The organism is Rhizobium sp. 01L410 (genome assembly GCF_056400165.1).
On sequence record NZ_JBFTST010000001.1, the window covers coordinates 346606 to 361117 of the forward strand.

The 14512-nt window shown below is 63.2% G+C and carries 16 protein-coding genes; 2 read left to right on the top strand and 14 right to left on the bottom strand.

Annotation, left to right across the window (positions count from 1 at the left end; all coding sequences use genetic code 11):
- Nucleotides 1–106: 106 nt before the first annotated feature.
- Complete coding sequence (locus AC1DV9_RS01595) at nt 107–1249, top strand: M24 family metallopeptidase (protein WP_477945799.1); 1143 nt, start codon at nt 107–109, stop codon at nt 1247–1249.
- 74 nt (nt 1250–1323) lie between these two features.
- On the opposite strand, the gene AC1DV9_RS01600 is transcribed toward AC1DV9_RS01595, so the two are convergent.
- The 12 genes from AC1DV9_RS01600 to AC1DV9_RS01655 all read right to left on the bottom strand — a co-directional run bounded on the left by AC1DV9_RS01600 (nt 1324) and on the right by AC1DV9_RS01655 (nt 11322).
- On the bottom strand, nt 1324–1716 hold the full coding sequence (locus AC1DV9_RS01600) for a DUF983 domain-containing protein (protein ID WP_112389017.1): 393 nt from the start codon (nt 1714–1716) through the stop codon (nt 1324–1326).
- 199 nt (nt 1717–1915) lie between these two features.
- The gene (locus AC1DV9_RS01605; RefSeq protein ID WP_477945801.1) at nt 1916–3319 is read right to left on the bottom strand and encodes an aminotransferase-like domain-containing protein; all 1404 of its coding nucleotides are present in this window, start codon (nt 3317–3319) and stop codon (nt 1916–1918) included.
- 142 nt (nt 3320–3461) lie between these two features.
- Nucleotides 3462–4484, bottom strand: coding sequence for an LLM class flavin-dependent oxidoreductase (locus AC1DV9_RS01610; RefSeq protein ID WP_477945803.1), 1023 nt, complete (start codon nt 4482–4484; stop codon nt 3462–3464).
- A 245-nt stretch (nt 4485–4729) separates the two neighbouring features.
- Complete coding sequence (locus AC1DV9_RS01615) at nt 4730–4876, bottom strand: DUF1127 domain-containing protein (RefSeq protein WP_112514601.1); 147 nt, start codon at nt 4874–4876, stop codon at nt 4730–4732.
- 158 nt (nt 4877–5034) lie between these two features.
- Nucleotides 5035–5229, bottom strand: a complete 195-nt coding sequence (locus AC1DV9_RS01620) for a hypothetical protein (RefSeq protein WP_112388587.1) — start codon at nt 5227–5229, stop codon at nt 5035–5037.
- Nucleotides 5230–5282: 53 nt separating this feature from the next.
- Nucleotides 5283–5519 (bottom strand): 30S ribosomal protein S21, encoded by a 237-nt coding sequence (gene rpsU / locus AC1DV9_RS01625; protein WP_112444127.1) that lies wholly within the window; start codon nt 5517–5519, stop codon nt 5283–5285.
- A 28-nt stretch (nt 5520–5547) separates the two neighbouring features.
- Nucleotides 5548–5700 (bottom strand): hypothetical protein, encoded by a 153-nt coding sequence (locus AC1DV9_RS01630; RefSeq protein ID WP_310290866.1) that lies wholly within the window; start codon nt 5698–5700, stop codon nt 5548–5550.
- Between the two features lie 228 nt (nt 5701–5928).
- A complete protein-coding gene (locus tag AC1DV9_RS01635) occupies nt 5929–6771 on the bottom strand; it encodes an alpha/beta fold hydrolase (protein ID WP_477945805.1) in 843 nt (280 codons plus the stop codon).
- Nucleotides 6772–6989: 218 nt separating this feature from the next.
- Nucleotides 6990–7871, bottom strand: coding sequence for a carboxylating nicotinate-nucleotide diphosphorylase (gene nadC / locus AC1DV9_RS01640; RefSeq protein WP_477945807.1), 882 nt, complete (start codon nt 7869–7871; stop codon nt 6990–6992).
- The gene (locus AC1DV9_RS01645) at nt 7849–9387 is read right to left on the bottom strand and encodes an L-aspartate oxidase (protein ID WP_477945808.1); all 1539 of its coding nucleotides are present in this window, start codon (nt 9385–9387) and stop codon (nt 7849–7851) included. Before AC1DV9_RS01645 ends, nadC begins: the two co-directional genes overlap by 23 nt.
- Nucleotides 9384–10355, bottom strand: a complete 972-nt coding sequence (nadA, locus tag AC1DV9_RS01650; RefSeq protein ID WP_477945810.1) for a quinolinate synthase NadA — start codon at nt 10353–10355, stop codon at nt 9384–9386. The genes AC1DV9_RS01645 and nadA overlap by 4 nt, the downstream gene beginning before the upstream one ends.
- 67 nt (nt 10356–10422) lie before the next feature.
- Nucleotides 10423–11322: an NUDIX hydrolase gene (locus tag AC1DV9_RS01655; protein WP_477945812.1), complete on the bottom strand. Its 900-nt coding sequence runs from the start codon at nt 11320–11322 to the stop codon at nt 10423–10425.
- A gap of 145 nt (nt 11323–11467) precedes the next feature.
- Between AC1DV9_RS01655 and AC1DV9_RS01660 the strand changes: the two genes are divergently transcribed.
- Nucleotides 11468–12061: an IMPACT family protein gene (locus AC1DV9_RS01660; protein WP_477945814.1), complete on the top strand. Its 594-nt coding sequence runs from the start codon at nt 11468–11470 to the stop codon at nt 12059–12061.
- Nucleotides 12062–12085: 24 nt separating this feature from the next.
- Here the strand turns inward: AC1DV9_RS01660 and AC1DV9_RS01665 are convergent, their stop codons facing one another.
- Together AC1DV9_RS01665 and AC1DV9_RS01670 are read right to left on the bottom strand one after the other, a co-directional pair.
- Nucleotides 12086–13213: an acyl-CoA dehydrogenase family protein gene (locus tag AC1DV9_RS01665; protein ID WP_442208602.1), complete on the bottom strand. Its 1128-nt coding sequence runs from the start codon at nt 13211–13213 to the stop codon at nt 12086–12088.
- An 11-nt stretch (nt 13214–13224) separates the two neighbouring features.
- Nucleotides 13225–14412: an acetyl-CoA C-acyltransferase gene (locus AC1DV9_RS01670; RefSeq protein ID WP_442208601.1), complete on the bottom strand. Its 1188-nt coding sequence runs from the start codon at nt 14410–14412 to the stop codon at nt 13225–13227.
- Nucleotides 14413–14512: the final 100 nt, after the last annotated feature.

The following is a 14512-nucleotide window of genomic DNA, read 5'->3' on the forward strand; positions in this document are numbered from 1 at the left end:
CGGCAATGATAAAAAATACCACTTTCCTTCGGCGCAGATCGGATGCATGTCTTCGCCACACCCCGCGTTTTGACGGCGGGATCTATGATCAAAAGTGGATATGAGCATGACGCAGCAGGCATGGAGCCACCCGGTAGCCGCCATCACTGAAAACGAGCGGGCCGCCCGCCTAGACCGGCTTCGCCAGAGCATGCGGGAACGCGGCATTGCCGCCACGCTTCTCGGCCCGACGGAGAGCCTGCGCTACTTCACCGGCCTCGTCTGGCATCTGAGCGAGCGCCTGCTTGGCGCTGTCGTCACCGAAGACAGGCTCACCTATATCGTGCCGGGCTTCGAGCTTAGCCGCTTCGAGACGCTGCCGCATCTTCCGGGCGATCTGCTGGTCTGGCAGGAAGAGGAAAGCCCCTCGGCCATCGTCGCGCAGCTTGCAGGCGCTTCAGGCAAGCTGGCGCTCGACGATGCGCTGCCGCTCGCCTTCTACCATGCCTTCGCCGAAAAGATCGGTGCCGCAAGGCTCGTCGATGCCGGGCCAATGATCAATGCGTTGCGCCTCACCAAATCGCCAGCCGAGATCGCCATCATTCAATATGCGATGAAGCTGACGCTCGGCATTCACGGCAAGGTCCGCGAGATGATCAAGCCCGGCATCGCCGCATCGGAAGTGGTCCGGTTCATCGACCAGCAGCACCGCGCGGCAGGCGCCGATAACGGCTCGAGCTTCTGCATCGTCTCCTTCGGCGCCGCCACGGCGCTGCCGCATGGCGCCGATGGCGAGCAGATCCTGCAGGATGGCGACGTCATTCTCGTCGACACCGGCTGCCGGATCGACGGCTACCATTCCGATCTGACCCGGACCTACATGCTTGATCCCACCAGCGAATTCGAGCGCGCCTGGTCGATCGAGCGCGACGGACAGCTGGCGGTTTTCGGTGCGGCAACGCTTGGTGCGGCCTGCGAGACGCTGGATGCCGCCGCCCGCAAGACTTTTGCCAACCATGGGCTGGGCCCGGACTATCGGCTGCCCGGCCTGCCGCACCGCGCGGGCCACGGACTGGGGCTCGAAATCCACGAAGGGCCGTTCATCGTCCGCGGCAACAAGACGCCTCTGGCGGCTGGCATGTGTTTTTCCAACGAACCGATGATCGTCTTCCCGGGCCAGTTCGGGGTTCGCCTGGAAGACCATATCTACATGTCGGAGACCGGCGCCAACTGGTTTACCGAGCCGTCAACCGGCCCGTCGTCGGTCTGACGCGAAGCGCAAAATGCAAAACTCGACCATCCTCCGAGGGGAGAATGGCCGGGCCATATGGTCAAAAAAATCAATCAGCTTGCGGGACTGATCTCCCGCCGCGCAAGTTTGCCTTCCTCGGCCTTGTAGAAATACTGGCTGGCGACGAGCCAGCCTTTCAGCGGCCTCAGCGGCGGAATACAGGTCGCCAGCATGAACGGGCCTGTCACCAGGAACTGCACCCAGAGCGGCGCCGAGAAGGCGACCTCCAGCCACACGCCGAGCAGCACGCTGGGGACGCAGGCAAAGCAGATGACGAAGAAGGCCGGGCCGTCGGCCGGATCGGCGAAGGAGTAATCCAGTCCGCAAGCCTCGCACTCCGTCCGAAGCGTCAAGAAGCCCTTGAACATGTGCCCCTGCCCGCATCGCGGACAACGGCCGCGAATGCCGGTCTGCATGGGGGGAAGAGGAGGATATTCGGTATCCACGGTGATCTCGCTTTTCAGGTTGCGCGGCATCTATTGATTGGATCAATGCCCCTTAATGTATGCATACAATGTAATTACATTGAACGCGGATTGCGAGTCTATTAGGCACAATGCCGCAGCGATTTGATCATAAAGTTAAGAAGCCATCTCCAGCGCCGTGACGCGCCGCTGCCGCCAACGCGTTAAATCCAGGGCGGGATCAGAAAAACGACGCCGTCATCTCTGGCGAGCCTTCCAGCGCATGCGCCATGAAATCCAGCGCGCCCTGCAGACGCTCTCTGGTGATCGGCCCGCCGATGCAGACACGCACGGCCTCCGGCGCCGGGCCATCGACGGTGAAGGCGTCACTCGCGACGACGCCGATACCGGAGTTGCGCATATGGCTGCTGAAGGTCGACCTCGTCCAGCCATTCGTCAGCGGCAGCCAGATGTTGAAGCTGATCGGATCCGCCTTATAGCTGCCGACAGGCAGGATCCTTGCCACCATCTGCTGGCGGGCCGTCGACTCAGTGCGGATGAAGTGGAGGATGGAATCGGCGGTACCGTCTTCGATCCACTGGGTCGCCAGCGCCAGATTGAGCGGCGAGGCCATGACGTTGCCAGTGCGCATGGCGCTGATAAACGGCCAGATCGCCTTGGTATCGGGCGCCACGACGAAGGCCAACCGCAGGCCGGCGCCGATGCATTTCGCCAGACCGCCGATATGCCAGGTGAGCTCCGGCGCAATCGCCGCCAGCGGCGGCGGGCCATCGGCAGGGATGAAGCCATAGGCATCGTCTTCGACGATAGGCAGATGATATTTGCGTGCGACCGCCGCGATCGCCTCGCGGCGCTGCTGCGGAATGGTCAGCGTCAACGGGTTCTGCAGGGTCGGGTTGAGGTATAGCGCTTTCGGCTTCAGCCTCTCGCAGGCATCGGCCAGCCCATCCGGAAGAATGCCCTCTTCATCCATCGCCAGCCCCGAGAGATTGAGCCGCAGCTGGGCGGCGATCGAACGCATGCCGGGATAGGTGATGGTTTCGGAGAGAACGGTGTCGCCCGGCCGCGCCAGCATACCGAAAATAGCAAGCAGCGCCGGATGCGCGCCGGGCGTGACGAAGATGCGCTCCTGCGACGGCGCCAGACCGCGGCGGCCAAGCCAGACGCCGGCCGCCTCCTTGTCCATCGCCGAACCGCCAAATCCCTGATAGCGCAGCAGCGGGATCAGATTGGCGGCGACGGTTGCCATGCCATCGCGCATTCGCTCCAGAAGCTCGGCGTCATCGGGCTCGGGCGGAAGGTTCATCGAGAAATCTGCGACGGCGTCGCGCCGCGGATCGGCAACGGCTTCGGCAGCAAACCCGCGGCGCTCTTTTCCCTGACCGCCCGTGACAAAGGTGCCGCGGCCGACATGCGAACCGACAAGTCCGCGCTTGCGCGCTTCGACATAGCCGCGGGCAACCGTGGTGAAATCGATGTTGAGGCGTTTAGCGAGCTCGCGCTGCGGCGGTAAGCGGTCACCAGCCGCAAGGACACCGCTGCGCAGATCCATCTCGATCAGATCGGCAATCGCCATATAGCGCGGGCTGGAAGAGCGGTTGAGATCTGGGTGCCAGTCTTTCATCTGTGATCCGTCGATACAGGGGCCAATGCGGGACGTAGTTCCCGCATTGACTGTATATTGTTGCATCGAGTTTCTGTCACGCGGAAACATTGCCGCAATGACTTATAGCGAAATTGCTGTGGATGCCATCCTTGAGGGCGTTCTACCGCCAGCCGAGCGCTGGAGCCACATGCTTGAGGATGCTCTCGATCACATGCGCGTTGTAGTCGACACCCAGCTGGTTCGGCACGGTCAGCAAAAGCGTGTCGGCCTCGGCGATCGCCTCGTCCTGTTTCAGCTGGGCGATCAGCCGGTCGGGTTCTGCGGCGTAAGAGCGGCCGAAGATCGCCTGCGTCTGCGGATCGATATTTCCGATCTGGTCCTGGCTGTTGCCGCTGGCGCCGAAATAGGCGCGGTCCATGTCGTTCATCAGAGCGAAGATGCTGCGGCTGACGGAGACCCGCGGCTCGCGCGCATGCCCTGCTTCCTTCCAGGCTTCGCGATAGATGCGGATCTGTTCAGTCTGCTGGATATGGAACGGCTTGCCGCTCTCGTCGGTCTTCAGCGTCGAGCTCTGCAGGTTCATTCCGAGCTTGGCAGCCCAGATGGAGGTCGCATTGGAGCTCGATCCCCACCAGATACGCTCACGCAGGCCCTCGGAATGCGGTTCGAGGCGCAGCAGGCCCGGCGGGTTCGGAAACATCGGCCGCGGATTGGGCTCCGCAAAGCCCTCTCCGCGCAGCACGTCCAGAAACACCTCTGTGTGGCGGCGGCCCATATCGGCATCGCTCTCGCCCTCAGCTGGGGCGTAGCCGAAATAGCGGTAGCCATCGATCACCTGCTCCGGCGAACCACGGCTGATGCCGAGCTGCAGGCGGCCGCCGGAGATCAGGTCCGCCGCTCCGGCATCTTCGGCCATGTAGAGCGGGTTTTCGTAGCGCATGTCGATGACCGCGGTACCGATCTCGATCCGCTTGGTCTTCGCGCCGACTGCCGCCAGAAGCGGAAACGGCGATGCCAGCTGGCGGGCAAAGTGGTGCACGCGGAAATAAGCGCCGTCGGCGCCGAGCTCCTCGGCGGCCACCGCCAGGTCGATCGACTGCAGCAACGTGTCGCCCGCCGTGCGGGTTTGCGATTGCGGGGAGGGCGTCCAGTGCCCGAATGAGAGAAAACCGATCTTTTTCATGATGCTGTCATCCGCAAGGTTTCGTTGCCGCTGTCTTGCCACGCCGGCGCGCCGGAATATAGCCACGCGCCATTGAACAGAGTGTCGCTTCCGGCGCGCCTCGCATCATGCCTCTGCCATGAGCATTGGCGGCAATCGCAGACCTGCCATGCATGAGGCGGGACGCTGGAAAAACAGACAAACAAAAACGCCGGCTCGAATGAACCGGCGTTTCCGATAGAAACTCTGAAGACTTCGCGGGCCGATTAGCGGCCGGCGGCAGAGCGTGCGACCGAGCGGATATCACCGCGGTCGATGCCGAGGTCGTGCAGTTCGCGGTTCGTCATGCGACCCAGTTCTGCAACGGTCTGACGGTACTTGCGCCAGTTATTGAAAGAGCGTGCTACGTTCATCTCGGTCCCCTTCCGTGGGCTTTGCGAACCCTGCTGCCCCAATCGGCGCTCCGTTCGCTTCGATGAGAAATATATAATTTAAGCCGGTCGGGATTTGCAGCGCTAAGACAACTGGACAGCATTGCGTATGATGCATAGCATGCCCATCTGGCGGGCAATTAATGAACACTTGGTGTCCTGACCGCAAAGGCAAAATCTTCCGCCACGAGCTCGCTGATCGAAATCAGCACCTCTTCCGCCGTGAACCCCGAGGCGATCGCCGCGCGGATCAGATCCTGGAGATCGGGCTCGATCACATCGCGGCAATCCTCAAGTCTCTCGTCCGAAACATTCAAGCTGTAAAGTTCTTCCATCGCACAACCCTTTCATGTCCCGTCCGCCGGACCGCAGTCCGGCGGCGCGATCGTTACCGTGCCGATACTTTGCGTTTAGCAGCAGGCAGGAGACCTTCGCGCTGCAGCTGCTTGCGGGCAGCCTTGCGGTGGCGGGACACGGCCTGCGCGTGCTCGCGAACCCGGCGTTCCGAGGGCTTTTCGTAGGCGCGGCGTTCCTTCATCTCGCGAAAGACGCCTTCCTTCTGCAATTTCTTCTTCAGCACACGAAGCGCCTGCTCGACATTGTTGTCTCTAACCAGAACCTGCATGGTCTTCTCCTTCTTCGTTTGTGATGTCTCAGCCCAGCTGCCTGGCGATGATCGCCTTCAGTTCCCGCCGCGTCAGCAGGCAGGGATCGGGCTTCCAATTCTTGGTGGGCCGTTTCACGGCCTCTTCGCGCTTGCGCGGCGCTGCCGCGGCAGGCGCAATCGCGGTATTCGTCTTGTTCAAATGAAATCCTTTGCCGCCTCTTGGCGGCCGGCATAGTCCGGCAAAAACGCCGGGCGACCGGCTTTCGAGCCGGTCATGCCGCGGTTTGTTATGTGAGTGATGACGGAAAGATAGGGTGAGAGGCGCCGCATTGCAAGGCGGGCCAGCGACCGGGCAGAGCATCGGCACCCACCGCGGAAAGACCGCTGCGGCACAAAAGTGGCCGCAGCGGCGATGGTTTTTCAGCGATCAGCCTTTGATGAAGGCCAGCAGATCGGCATTCAGGATGTCGGCATGGGTTGTCAGCATGCCATGCGGAAAGCCCTTGTAGACCTTCAGCGTGCCGTTCTTCAGCAGCTTGATCGATTCATACGCGGATGCGCCGATCGGCACGATCTGGTCGTCGTCGCCATGCAGCACCAAAGTCGGCACCGAGATGCTTTTCAGGTCTTCGGTCTGGTCGGTTTCCGAGAAGGCCTTGATACCTTCGTAATGCGCCTTGGCGCTGCCCATCATGCCCTGACGCCACCAGTTGCGGATCACGCCATCCGAAACCGTCGCGCCCGGACGGTTGTAACCGTAGAAGGGGCCAGCCGGAACGTCGAGGAAGAACTGGGCACGATTGTCGGCAAGCGCCTTGCGCAAACCGTCAAACGCATCGATCGGCAGGCCGCCCGGATTGGCGTCCGTCTTGACCATCAACGGCGGCACGGCGCTGACAAGCACCGCCTTGGCAACACGGCCCTGCGGCTCGCCGAATTTGGCGACATAGCGTGCGACCTGCCCGCCTCCGGTGGAATGGCCGATATGAACGGAATTCTTCAGATCGAGATGTTCTACCACGGCGGACGCGTCGGCCGCGTAGTGATCCATGTCGTGACCTTCGCTCACCTGCGCGGAGCGTCCGTGGCCGCGCCGGTCATGGGCGATGACGCGATAGCCGTGATGAAGGAAGAACAGCATCTGGTTGTCCCAGTCATCGGCCGAAAGCGGCCAGCCGTGATGGAACACGATCGGCTGGGCATCCTTCGGACCCCAGTCCTTGTAGAAAATCTGCACGCCGTCTTTGGTCGTGACGAAATGATTGGTCATGATCGGTCGTCCTCTGTCGTTCGGGGTTGATTGTCGAAAGGGCAAGCGAAATGGAATTATGGCAGCTGAAAATGTCGCGCAAACGAATGTCCCTACCCGCGCGCGGCGCCATCATCCCGGATGACTGCGAAGACATCAAGGTTGGATTTTGCGAACGGCAGCGAGGCTGGCCGGGCGGCTCTCCGGGCGATCAATCGAGACGGGATGCGGCCCGGCGGTCAGTTCGCGCTTTTGAAATCGAGACCGATATCTAGGATCGGCGCGCTATGCGTTATCCAGCCAACGGAGATCAGATCGACGCCTGATGCAGCGATGTCAGGCGCGGTCGCCGGCGTGATGCGCCCCGAGGCTTCGGTGATCGCCCGGCCGGCGACGATATCGACGGCCTGGCGCAGCATGGCCGGCTGCATGTTGTCGAGAAGCACGGCATCCACGCCCTCGTCCATCACCTCCCGGAACTGATCGAGCGTATCCACCTCGATCTCGATCTTGACCATGTGCCCGGCAGCCGATTTGGCTCGGCGCAACGCCTCGCGGATGCTGCCTGCGATTGCGATATGGTTGTCCTTGATCAGCACGGCATCATAGAGCGCAAAGCGATGGTTCATGCCGCCGCCCGCCCTCACCGCATATTTTTCCAGCGCCCGAAGCCCCGGCGTCGTCTTGCGCGTGCAGGCAACCGAGGCCTTCGTTCCGGAGATCGCCTCGGCGATAGAAGCGGTTACCGAGGCGATCCCCGAGAGATGCGAGAGAAAATTCAGCGCCGTGCGCTCGCCGGTCAAAAGGCCCCGCGACGGACCTGATATCGTTGCAATCACGTCACCGGACCTGACCGCCATGCCGTCCTGCAGGTGTCGCTCCATGACGATCGCGGGATCGACGAGCTGAAAGGCGAGCTCGGCCGCATCCAGACCGGCAATGATACCCGGCTGCCGCGACGCCATGACGACCGTGGAGCGGTGGTCTGCGGGGATGACGGCAGCCGAGGTGATGTCACCGGCAAGACCGAGATCTTCGGCCAGGGCTGCCCGGACCAGCGGTTCGATGATCAGGCGCGGCAGGGGAACGAGGCTCATCTCAGGCACTCCTTGCAAAATCATGGGAGGCGGCGGCGCGGGCGATCTCCAGCACCTCGGCAAGCGTCATCATCCGCCTGCGCGCAACGGCCTGCCGCAACGGGAAATCGGTCCGCGCATGCGCCCCGCGTGATTCCTGGCGCAGACTCGCAAAGACGGCAATGGAAAGCGCCACGATCGCGGGATCGGAGGCCGGACCTTCGCTTTCCGCCAGAGGCAATAGTGATGCGATCGCGCCATGGATGGCGCCTGCATTGCGCAGAACCCCGAGATGGCGCGAGACGATCGGCCGGACCAGGCTTGTTTCGGGGTCCGGCGGCAAGGCGGGAACCGCCCCGAGGCTCGCCTTGATTGCCGATGAAGCCATATCGCGGGCGGCACGCATGCCCATCACCGCCGCTTCGAGCAGCGAGTTGCTTGCCAGCCGGTTGGCGCCGTGAAGGCCTGTCGATGCAGCCTCGCCTGCCACCCAAAGTCCGGTCACGCTGGTGCGGCCGCCGCGATCCGTGGCAATGCCGCCCATATGATAGTGAACTGCCGGACGAACCGGGATCGGCGCGCTGCCCGGATCGATACCGGCTTCGTGGCAAAGGGCGGCGATCGCGGGAAAGCGCGCGCCGAACCGCGTTCCGAGCGTTCGGCGAGCATCAAGGAACACGCGTCCGCCGCGGGCGATCTCGGCGCTGATGGCGCGGGCCACGACATCGCGCGGCGCCAGTTCGGCGCCCGGCACGCTGGCCATGAACCGCTCACCGCGCTCGTTGACAAGCTCGGCGCCTTCGCCCCGCACCGCTTCGCTGACGAGCGCCAGCGGACGGCGGCGGCTATCGAGCGCCGTCGGGTGGAACTGCACGAATTCCATATCGGCAAGAAATGCCCCGGCGCGCGCCGCAAGCGCAACGCCCTGGCCAAAGTTTCCGGCCGGGTTGGTGGTCGCCTCGTAAAGCCCGCCGATCCCGCCGGTCGCCAGCAGGACGCGCGAGGAAGGCAGGACAATGCCGCCAGCCGGTCCCGCACAAAGGAGGCCGCAGACGACGCCATCTTCTGTGAGGACCTGGCGCGCTTCGACGCCTTCAATCACCGTGATTGCCGGATCGGCGCGGACGGCAGCCGCGAGTGCGCGGATGATCGCCGCGCCCGATCCGTCGCCACCGGCATGGACGATGCGGCGGCGAGAATGGGCGGCCTCTAGGCCAAGGGAAAGCGCACCGTCGGCGTTCCTGTCGAAGACGACGCCGAGACGTTGCAAAACCCGGATGACCTCGGATGCTTCGCCGAGAATGTCCGCAGCAGCCTCGGCGTAACACAGACCGTCACCGGCAGCCAGCGTATCGGCGAGATGCAGGCTCGGGCTGTCATCGGCGCCGACACTGGCGGCAATGCCGCCCTGCGCCCAGGCGCTCGATGTTTCGGTGCCCAAGGTGCTGCGGGTGACGAGAACGGAGGGCTCCGGCGACAGCGTCAGTGCGGCAATCAGCCCGGCTAGACCGCTGCCGACGATCACGGGACGGCCGGAGAGATAGTCGAGGATCTCGGTCATATCGCCAGCATCCTCTCCACCGCCCGCCGCGCCGCGACGGCAACGCCGGCATCCACGATCACCTCATGGCGGTTTTCCTCCAGCGCGGTGCGGATATTGGAGAGCGTGATCCGCTTCATATGCGGGCAGAGATTGCAGGGGCGGATGAATTCGACATCGGGATGATGCACCGCGACGTTGTCGCTCATCGAGCATTCGGTCAGCAGAACCACGCGCGCCGGCTTCCTTGCGCTGACATAGTCGGACATCACCGCCGTCGATCCAGCAAAATCCGCTTCCGCCACCACATCGGGCGGGCATTCGGGATGCGCGAGGACGGTGACGCCTGGATGATTTTCGCGCAACTGCCTGACGTCATCGGCCGAAAACAGTTCGTGCACCTCGCAATGCCCGTGCCAGGCGATAATCTCGACATTGGTTTCCCGGGCGACGTTGCGCGCCAGGTATTCGTCGGGGATCATCAGCACCCGGGGGACGCCGAGCGACTCCACCACCTGCTTGGCGTTGCCCGACGTGCAGCAGATATCGGACGCCGCCTTCACCGCGGCTGAGGTGTTCACATAGGTGATAACGGGGACGCCGGGATGGGCCTGACGCAACAGGGCGATATCTTCGGGCGTGATCGAATCCGCCAGCGAACAGCCTGCCGCCATGTCGGGGATCAGCACGGTCTTTGCCGGATTGAGCAGCTTTGCCGTCTCCGCCATGAAATGCACCCCGGCAAGAACGATGACGTCGGCATCGACATCGATGGCCTTGCGCGCCAGCGCCAGACTGTCGCCGACGATATCGGCAACGCCGTGAAAGATCTCCGGCGTTTGGTAGTTATGCGCCAGGATGACGGCATTGCGCTTGCGCTTGAGTTCGAGGATGGCCTCGACATCGTCTTCGAACGACATCCATTCGGCTTTGGGAATGACGCGGCTGACGCGGTCATAGAGGGACGCGGCTGATAGGGGGCGATTCATGGCGATCTCCTTTATGCTCAATTTGAGCATTATCGGAGCAAATAGATATTCTCATACTGAGCATATGTCAATTGCGGGAGAGAGGCAGTTTCGTTCCGGAGAGAGCGCGTTCTTCGACGACGGTCGGACGGAAGCGGAAGAGCTTGGCCGGACGTCCGCCGGTTTCGCTGGTCATGCCGCCGGTTTCCTCGACCAGTTCCTGCTGTTCGATCAATCGGCGGAAATTCTGTTTGTGGAGCCCTAGCCCGGCCAGCGCCTCGACGGTGCGCTGCAGCTGCAGCAGCGTGAAGCTTTCCGGCATCAGCTCGAAGACGACAGGCCGGTACTTGATCTTGGCGCGCAGCCGGGCAACGCCGGTCGCCAGAATCCGCCGGTGATCGGCAAACATCGGGCGCCCGAAATTCACCCCCTCGACACCGGCCTCGGCTAGCAAGCCGGCTTCGTAGAGTAGCTCGTAGCGCTGCAGCGTCAGATCCTCGTTCCAGCCGCCGCCATCAAGCCCGAAGGTGAAGTCGGCGCGCTTGTGGCGCTGATCGCGCCGGATCGGATCGGCATCGGCCCACAGCCGCAGCTTCTGCATCACCTCGGCCAGCACCTCCGGCCGCCCCTGGCGATGGTCCTCCCAGGGAAGATATTCGTACCATCCATGCCAGGCCGGACGACCCGCACCTGGCGCATCCTGTTCGCGCACTAGGCCGAGATAGCTGATCGATATCGTCCGTCCGCCGAGGATTTCGTTGTTCCGGTCACGATCCGCAAATGTATAGAGCTGCTCAAGATAGCCGATCGGGTGGCCGGTCTGCTCCTGTATCCACTCGCGAAGGCCGCTTTGCAGCGTCCGGTGTCCGAGCTCGAAGGGGCCGGACGGCAGCGCCTCACCGGCACGCACGGTCATGACGCGCGGCTCGTCCTTTGTCACAGCCGTCACCACGGCCATGAGTTCGGCATGAGCGAGCCCGATCGTCACGTTGATTCCCCTGGATTATCAGCCACCGTCAGTCCTTGTGGCACAGCCGCGCCGCTTCGCCAACCGCAAGCTGCGCAACGCTGGAGACGGCAACGCATTTGCGCTATGAGGCGGACTGTCCAACGCACCAGATCCGGCAGCCAGCATGTTCGTCCTGAAAGACCAGATCGCCACCGAGCAGGTGATCAAGAAGAGCCGGTTTCGCGCTGTCGCCATTCCTGTCGATAGCGAAGCCGCCGTCAAGGCTGCACTCGCCGAACATTCCGATCCCTCGGCAAACCACAATTGCTACGCTTGGCGGATCGGCAACATCTATCGCTTCAGCGACGACGGCGAGCCCTCGGGCACCGCCGGAAAGCCGATCTTCCAGGTGATGGAAGGGCGCCAGCTCGACAGGACGCTTGTCATCGTCACCCGCTGGTTCGGCGGCGTACTGCTTGGCGCCGGCGGCCTGGTGCGCGCCTATGGCGGCACGGCGGCGGCCTGCCTCAGAGAGGCGGAGCTGGAAGAGACAATTCCTGCCGTCACCGGCACGGTGCACCTGAATTTCCAGGAATTGGAGATGGTTCGCTCGAAAATGACGTCGCAGGTCATGGCGCGGATTACCGGCGAGCAGTTCGATCACGAGGGATGCCTGCTGACGCTCGAAATCCCAGAAATACAAGCCGCCGAAGCCATCCTGCTGGTCACCAACCTGACCCGCGGCCGCGCAGTCCTGAAGCTCGACGACGGCGGCTAGGCTTAGCTTGCGCGGCAGCAGCCGTCACAGGTTTCTGGCGATCACCATCTTCTGCACGTCGCTGGTCCCCTCGTAGATCTGGCAGATGCGGACATCGCGATAGATCCGCTCGACTGGATAGTCGGACATATAGCCATAGCCGCCATGGATCTGCAGCGCCGCGGAGCAGACGCTCTCAGCCATCTCGGATGCGAAGAGCTTGGCCATCGATGCTTCGGAGAGACAGGGCTCGCCGGCTTCCTTGAGCGCTGCGGCATGCAGCACCAGCTGACGCGCCGCTTCGATCTTGGTCGCCATCTCCGCCAGCCGGAAGGCAATGGCCTGATGCTCGGCGATCGGCTTGCCGAAGGTGATGCGCTCACGGGCATAATCTCGCGCCGCTTCGAGCGCCGCGCGCGCCATGCCGACGGCCTGGGCGGCGATGCCGATGCGGCCGCCTTCGAGATTGGCAAGCGCGATCCGGTATCCCTCGCCTTCCCCACCCAGCCGCTGGTCCGCCGTTATTCGCATGCCGGTAAAGGCGATCTGGCAGGTATCGGAGGCATGCAGCCCGAGCTTGTCCTCGACGCGCACGACTTCGTATCCCGGCGTATCGGTCGGCACGATGAAGGCAGTGATGCCCTTCTTTCCCGCCGAAGGATCGGTGACCGCAAAGACGATGATCAGGTTGCCATTCTTGCCTGACGTAATGAACTGCTTGGTACCGTCGAGAACATAGAAGTCTCCATCGCGCACCGCCTTTGTTCTCAGGTTGGCGGCATCGGAGCCGGCCTGCGGTTCGGTCAGCGCGAAACCGCCGATCCATTCACCCGATGCCAACTTCGGCAGGAACGTACGCCTCTGGGCATCGCTGCCAAACCGCAGGATCGGGACGCAGCCGACCGAGCTGTGCACGCTTGTGATCGTCGAGCAGGCGCCATCGGCGGCAGCGATTTCCTCGATCGCCAGCGCATAGGCCACCGCCCCGGTATCCGAACCACCATAGTCCTCGGAAACCAGCATGCCCAGCAGACCGAGCTCGCCCATCTCGCGCAGTTCGTCACGCGGGAAAAGATGCTCCTTATCGCGGCGGGCAGCACCCGGCGCCAGCCGCTCCTGCGCGAAGGCACGCGCCATGTCGCGGATCTGGATCTGTGTCTCGTTGAGCAGCATGGGCGCCTCCCTCAGATCCGCTCGAAAGCCATGGCTGTCGCCTCGCCACCGCCGAGACAGAGAGAGGCCATGCCGCGCTTCAGATCGTGGCGCTGCATCGCCGCCAGCAGCGTGACGATGATGCGGGCGCCGGAGGCGCCGATCGGATGGCCGAGCGCGCAGGCGCCGCCATGGATGTTGATCTTTTCAGCCGGCAGGCCGAGATCGTGCATGGCCGCCATCGGCACGACAGCGAAGGCTTCGTTGATCTCGAAGAGATCAACGCTGGAGAGCGCCCAGCCGGTCCGCTCCGAAAGCTGCTGCAGCGCGCCGACAGGTGCGGTGGTAAACAGGCGCGGCGCCTGCGAATGCGTCGCGTGCCCGGCAATCACGGCAATCGGCGAAAGCCCGCGCCGTTCCGCTTCAGAGCGGCGCATCAGCAGCAATGCGGCGGCGCCATCCGAGATCGAGGCCGAGCTTGCTGCCGTCACCGTTCCGTCGTCACGAAAAGCGGGCTTCAGAGAGGGAATACGCGCCGGATCGGCCTTGCCCGGCTGTTCGTCGCGATGGACGTCGCGGCTCGCCTTTCCCGACTTCACCTCAATCGTCACCGTCTCGGCATCGAAGAGCCCGCCATCGACGGCCCGCTTCGCCTTGTCGAGAGAGGAAACGGCGTAGGCATCCTGCGCCGCGCGGGTGAATTGATAGGCCTCTGCACATTCCTCTGCAAAGGCACCCATCGACCGGCCCTTGTCGTAGGCGTCCTCAAGACCGTCGAGAAACATGTGGTCGAGGATCGTGCCGTGCCCCATGCGATAGCCGCTTCTGGCGCGCTTCAGCAGATAGGGAGCATTGGTCATGCTTTCCATGCCGCCCGCGATGACGACGCTCTGGCTCCCGGAGACAATCTCGTCGTGGCCGATCATCGCCGCCTTCATGCCCGAGCCGCAAACCTTGTTGACGGTCACCGCGCCGCAGGCATAGGGCAGACCGGCGCCAAGGGCGGCCTGGCGCGCCGGGGCCTGCCCCTGCCCGGCAGGCAGGACGCAGCCCATCTGCGCCTCGCCGATATCCTCTGCCTGTACGCCGCCGCGCGCGATCGCGGCACGGATGGCCGCCGAGCCAAGCTCGCTTGCACTGACATCCTTGAAGTCGCCCTGAAAGGCACCCATCGGCGTACGCGCCATGCTGACGACGACGACCGGATCATCGGATTTCATGAGAAGGGCTCCTCCCTGCCTGAACTCATGCATCACGCGCCGCCCGCCGGGTGGCGCTTCGTTCAACATATCGCTCTTCGAAACAAATGCCATTGCATCG

Coding starts and splice junctions, on each gene's coding strand:
- AC1DV9_RS01595 (WP_477945799.1), top strand. CDS start 107: ATGACGCAGCAGGCATGGAGCCACCCGGTAGCCGCCATCACTGAAAAC.
- AC1DV9_RS01605 (WP_477945801.1), bottom strand. CDS start 3,319: ATGAAAGACTGGCACCCAGATCTCAACCGCTCTTCCAGCCCGCGCTAT.
- AC1DV9_RS01610 (WP_477945803.1), bottom strand. CDS start 4,484: ATGAAAAAGATCGGTTTTCTCTCATTCGGGCACTGGACGCCCTCCCCG.
- AC1DV9_RS01615 (WP_112514601.1), bottom strand. CDS start 4,876: ATGAACGTAGCACGCTCTTTCAATAACTGGCGCAAGTACCGTCAGACC.
- AC1DV9_RS01620 (WP_112388587.1), bottom strand. CDS start 5,229: ATGGAAGAACTTTACAGCTTGAATGTTTCGGACGAGAGACTTGAGGAT.
- rpsU (WP_112444127.1), bottom strand. CDS start 5,519: ATGCAGGTTCTGGTTAGAGACAACAATGTCGAGCAGGCGCTTCGTGTG.
- AC1DV9_RS01635 (WP_477945805.1), bottom strand. CDS start 6,771: ATGACCAATCATTTCGTCACGACCAAAGACGGCGTGCAGATTTTCTAC.
- nadC (WP_477945807.1), bottom strand. CDS start 7,871: ATGATTTTGCAAGGAGTGCCTGAGATGAGCCTCGTTCCCCTGCCGCGC.
- AC1DV9_RS01645 (WP_477945808.1), bottom strand. CDS start 9,387: ATGACCGAGATCCTCGACTATCTCTCCGGCCGTCCCGTGATCGTCGGC.
- nadA (WP_477945810.1), bottom strand. CDS start 10,355: ATGAATCGCCCCCTATCAGCCGCGTCCCTCTATGACCGCGTCAGCCGC.
- AC1DV9_RS01660 (WP_477945814.1), top strand. CDS start 11,468: ATGTTCGTCCTGAAAGACCAGATCGCCACCGAGCAGGTGATCAAGAAG.
- AC1DV9_RS01665 (WP_442208602.1), bottom strand. CDS start 13,213: ATGCTGCTCAACGAGACACAGATCCAGATCCGCGACATGGCGCGTGCC.
- AC1DV9_RS01670 (WP_442208601.1), bottom strand. CDS start 14,412: ATGAAATCCGATGATCCGGTCGTCGTCGTCAGCATGGCGCGTACGCCG.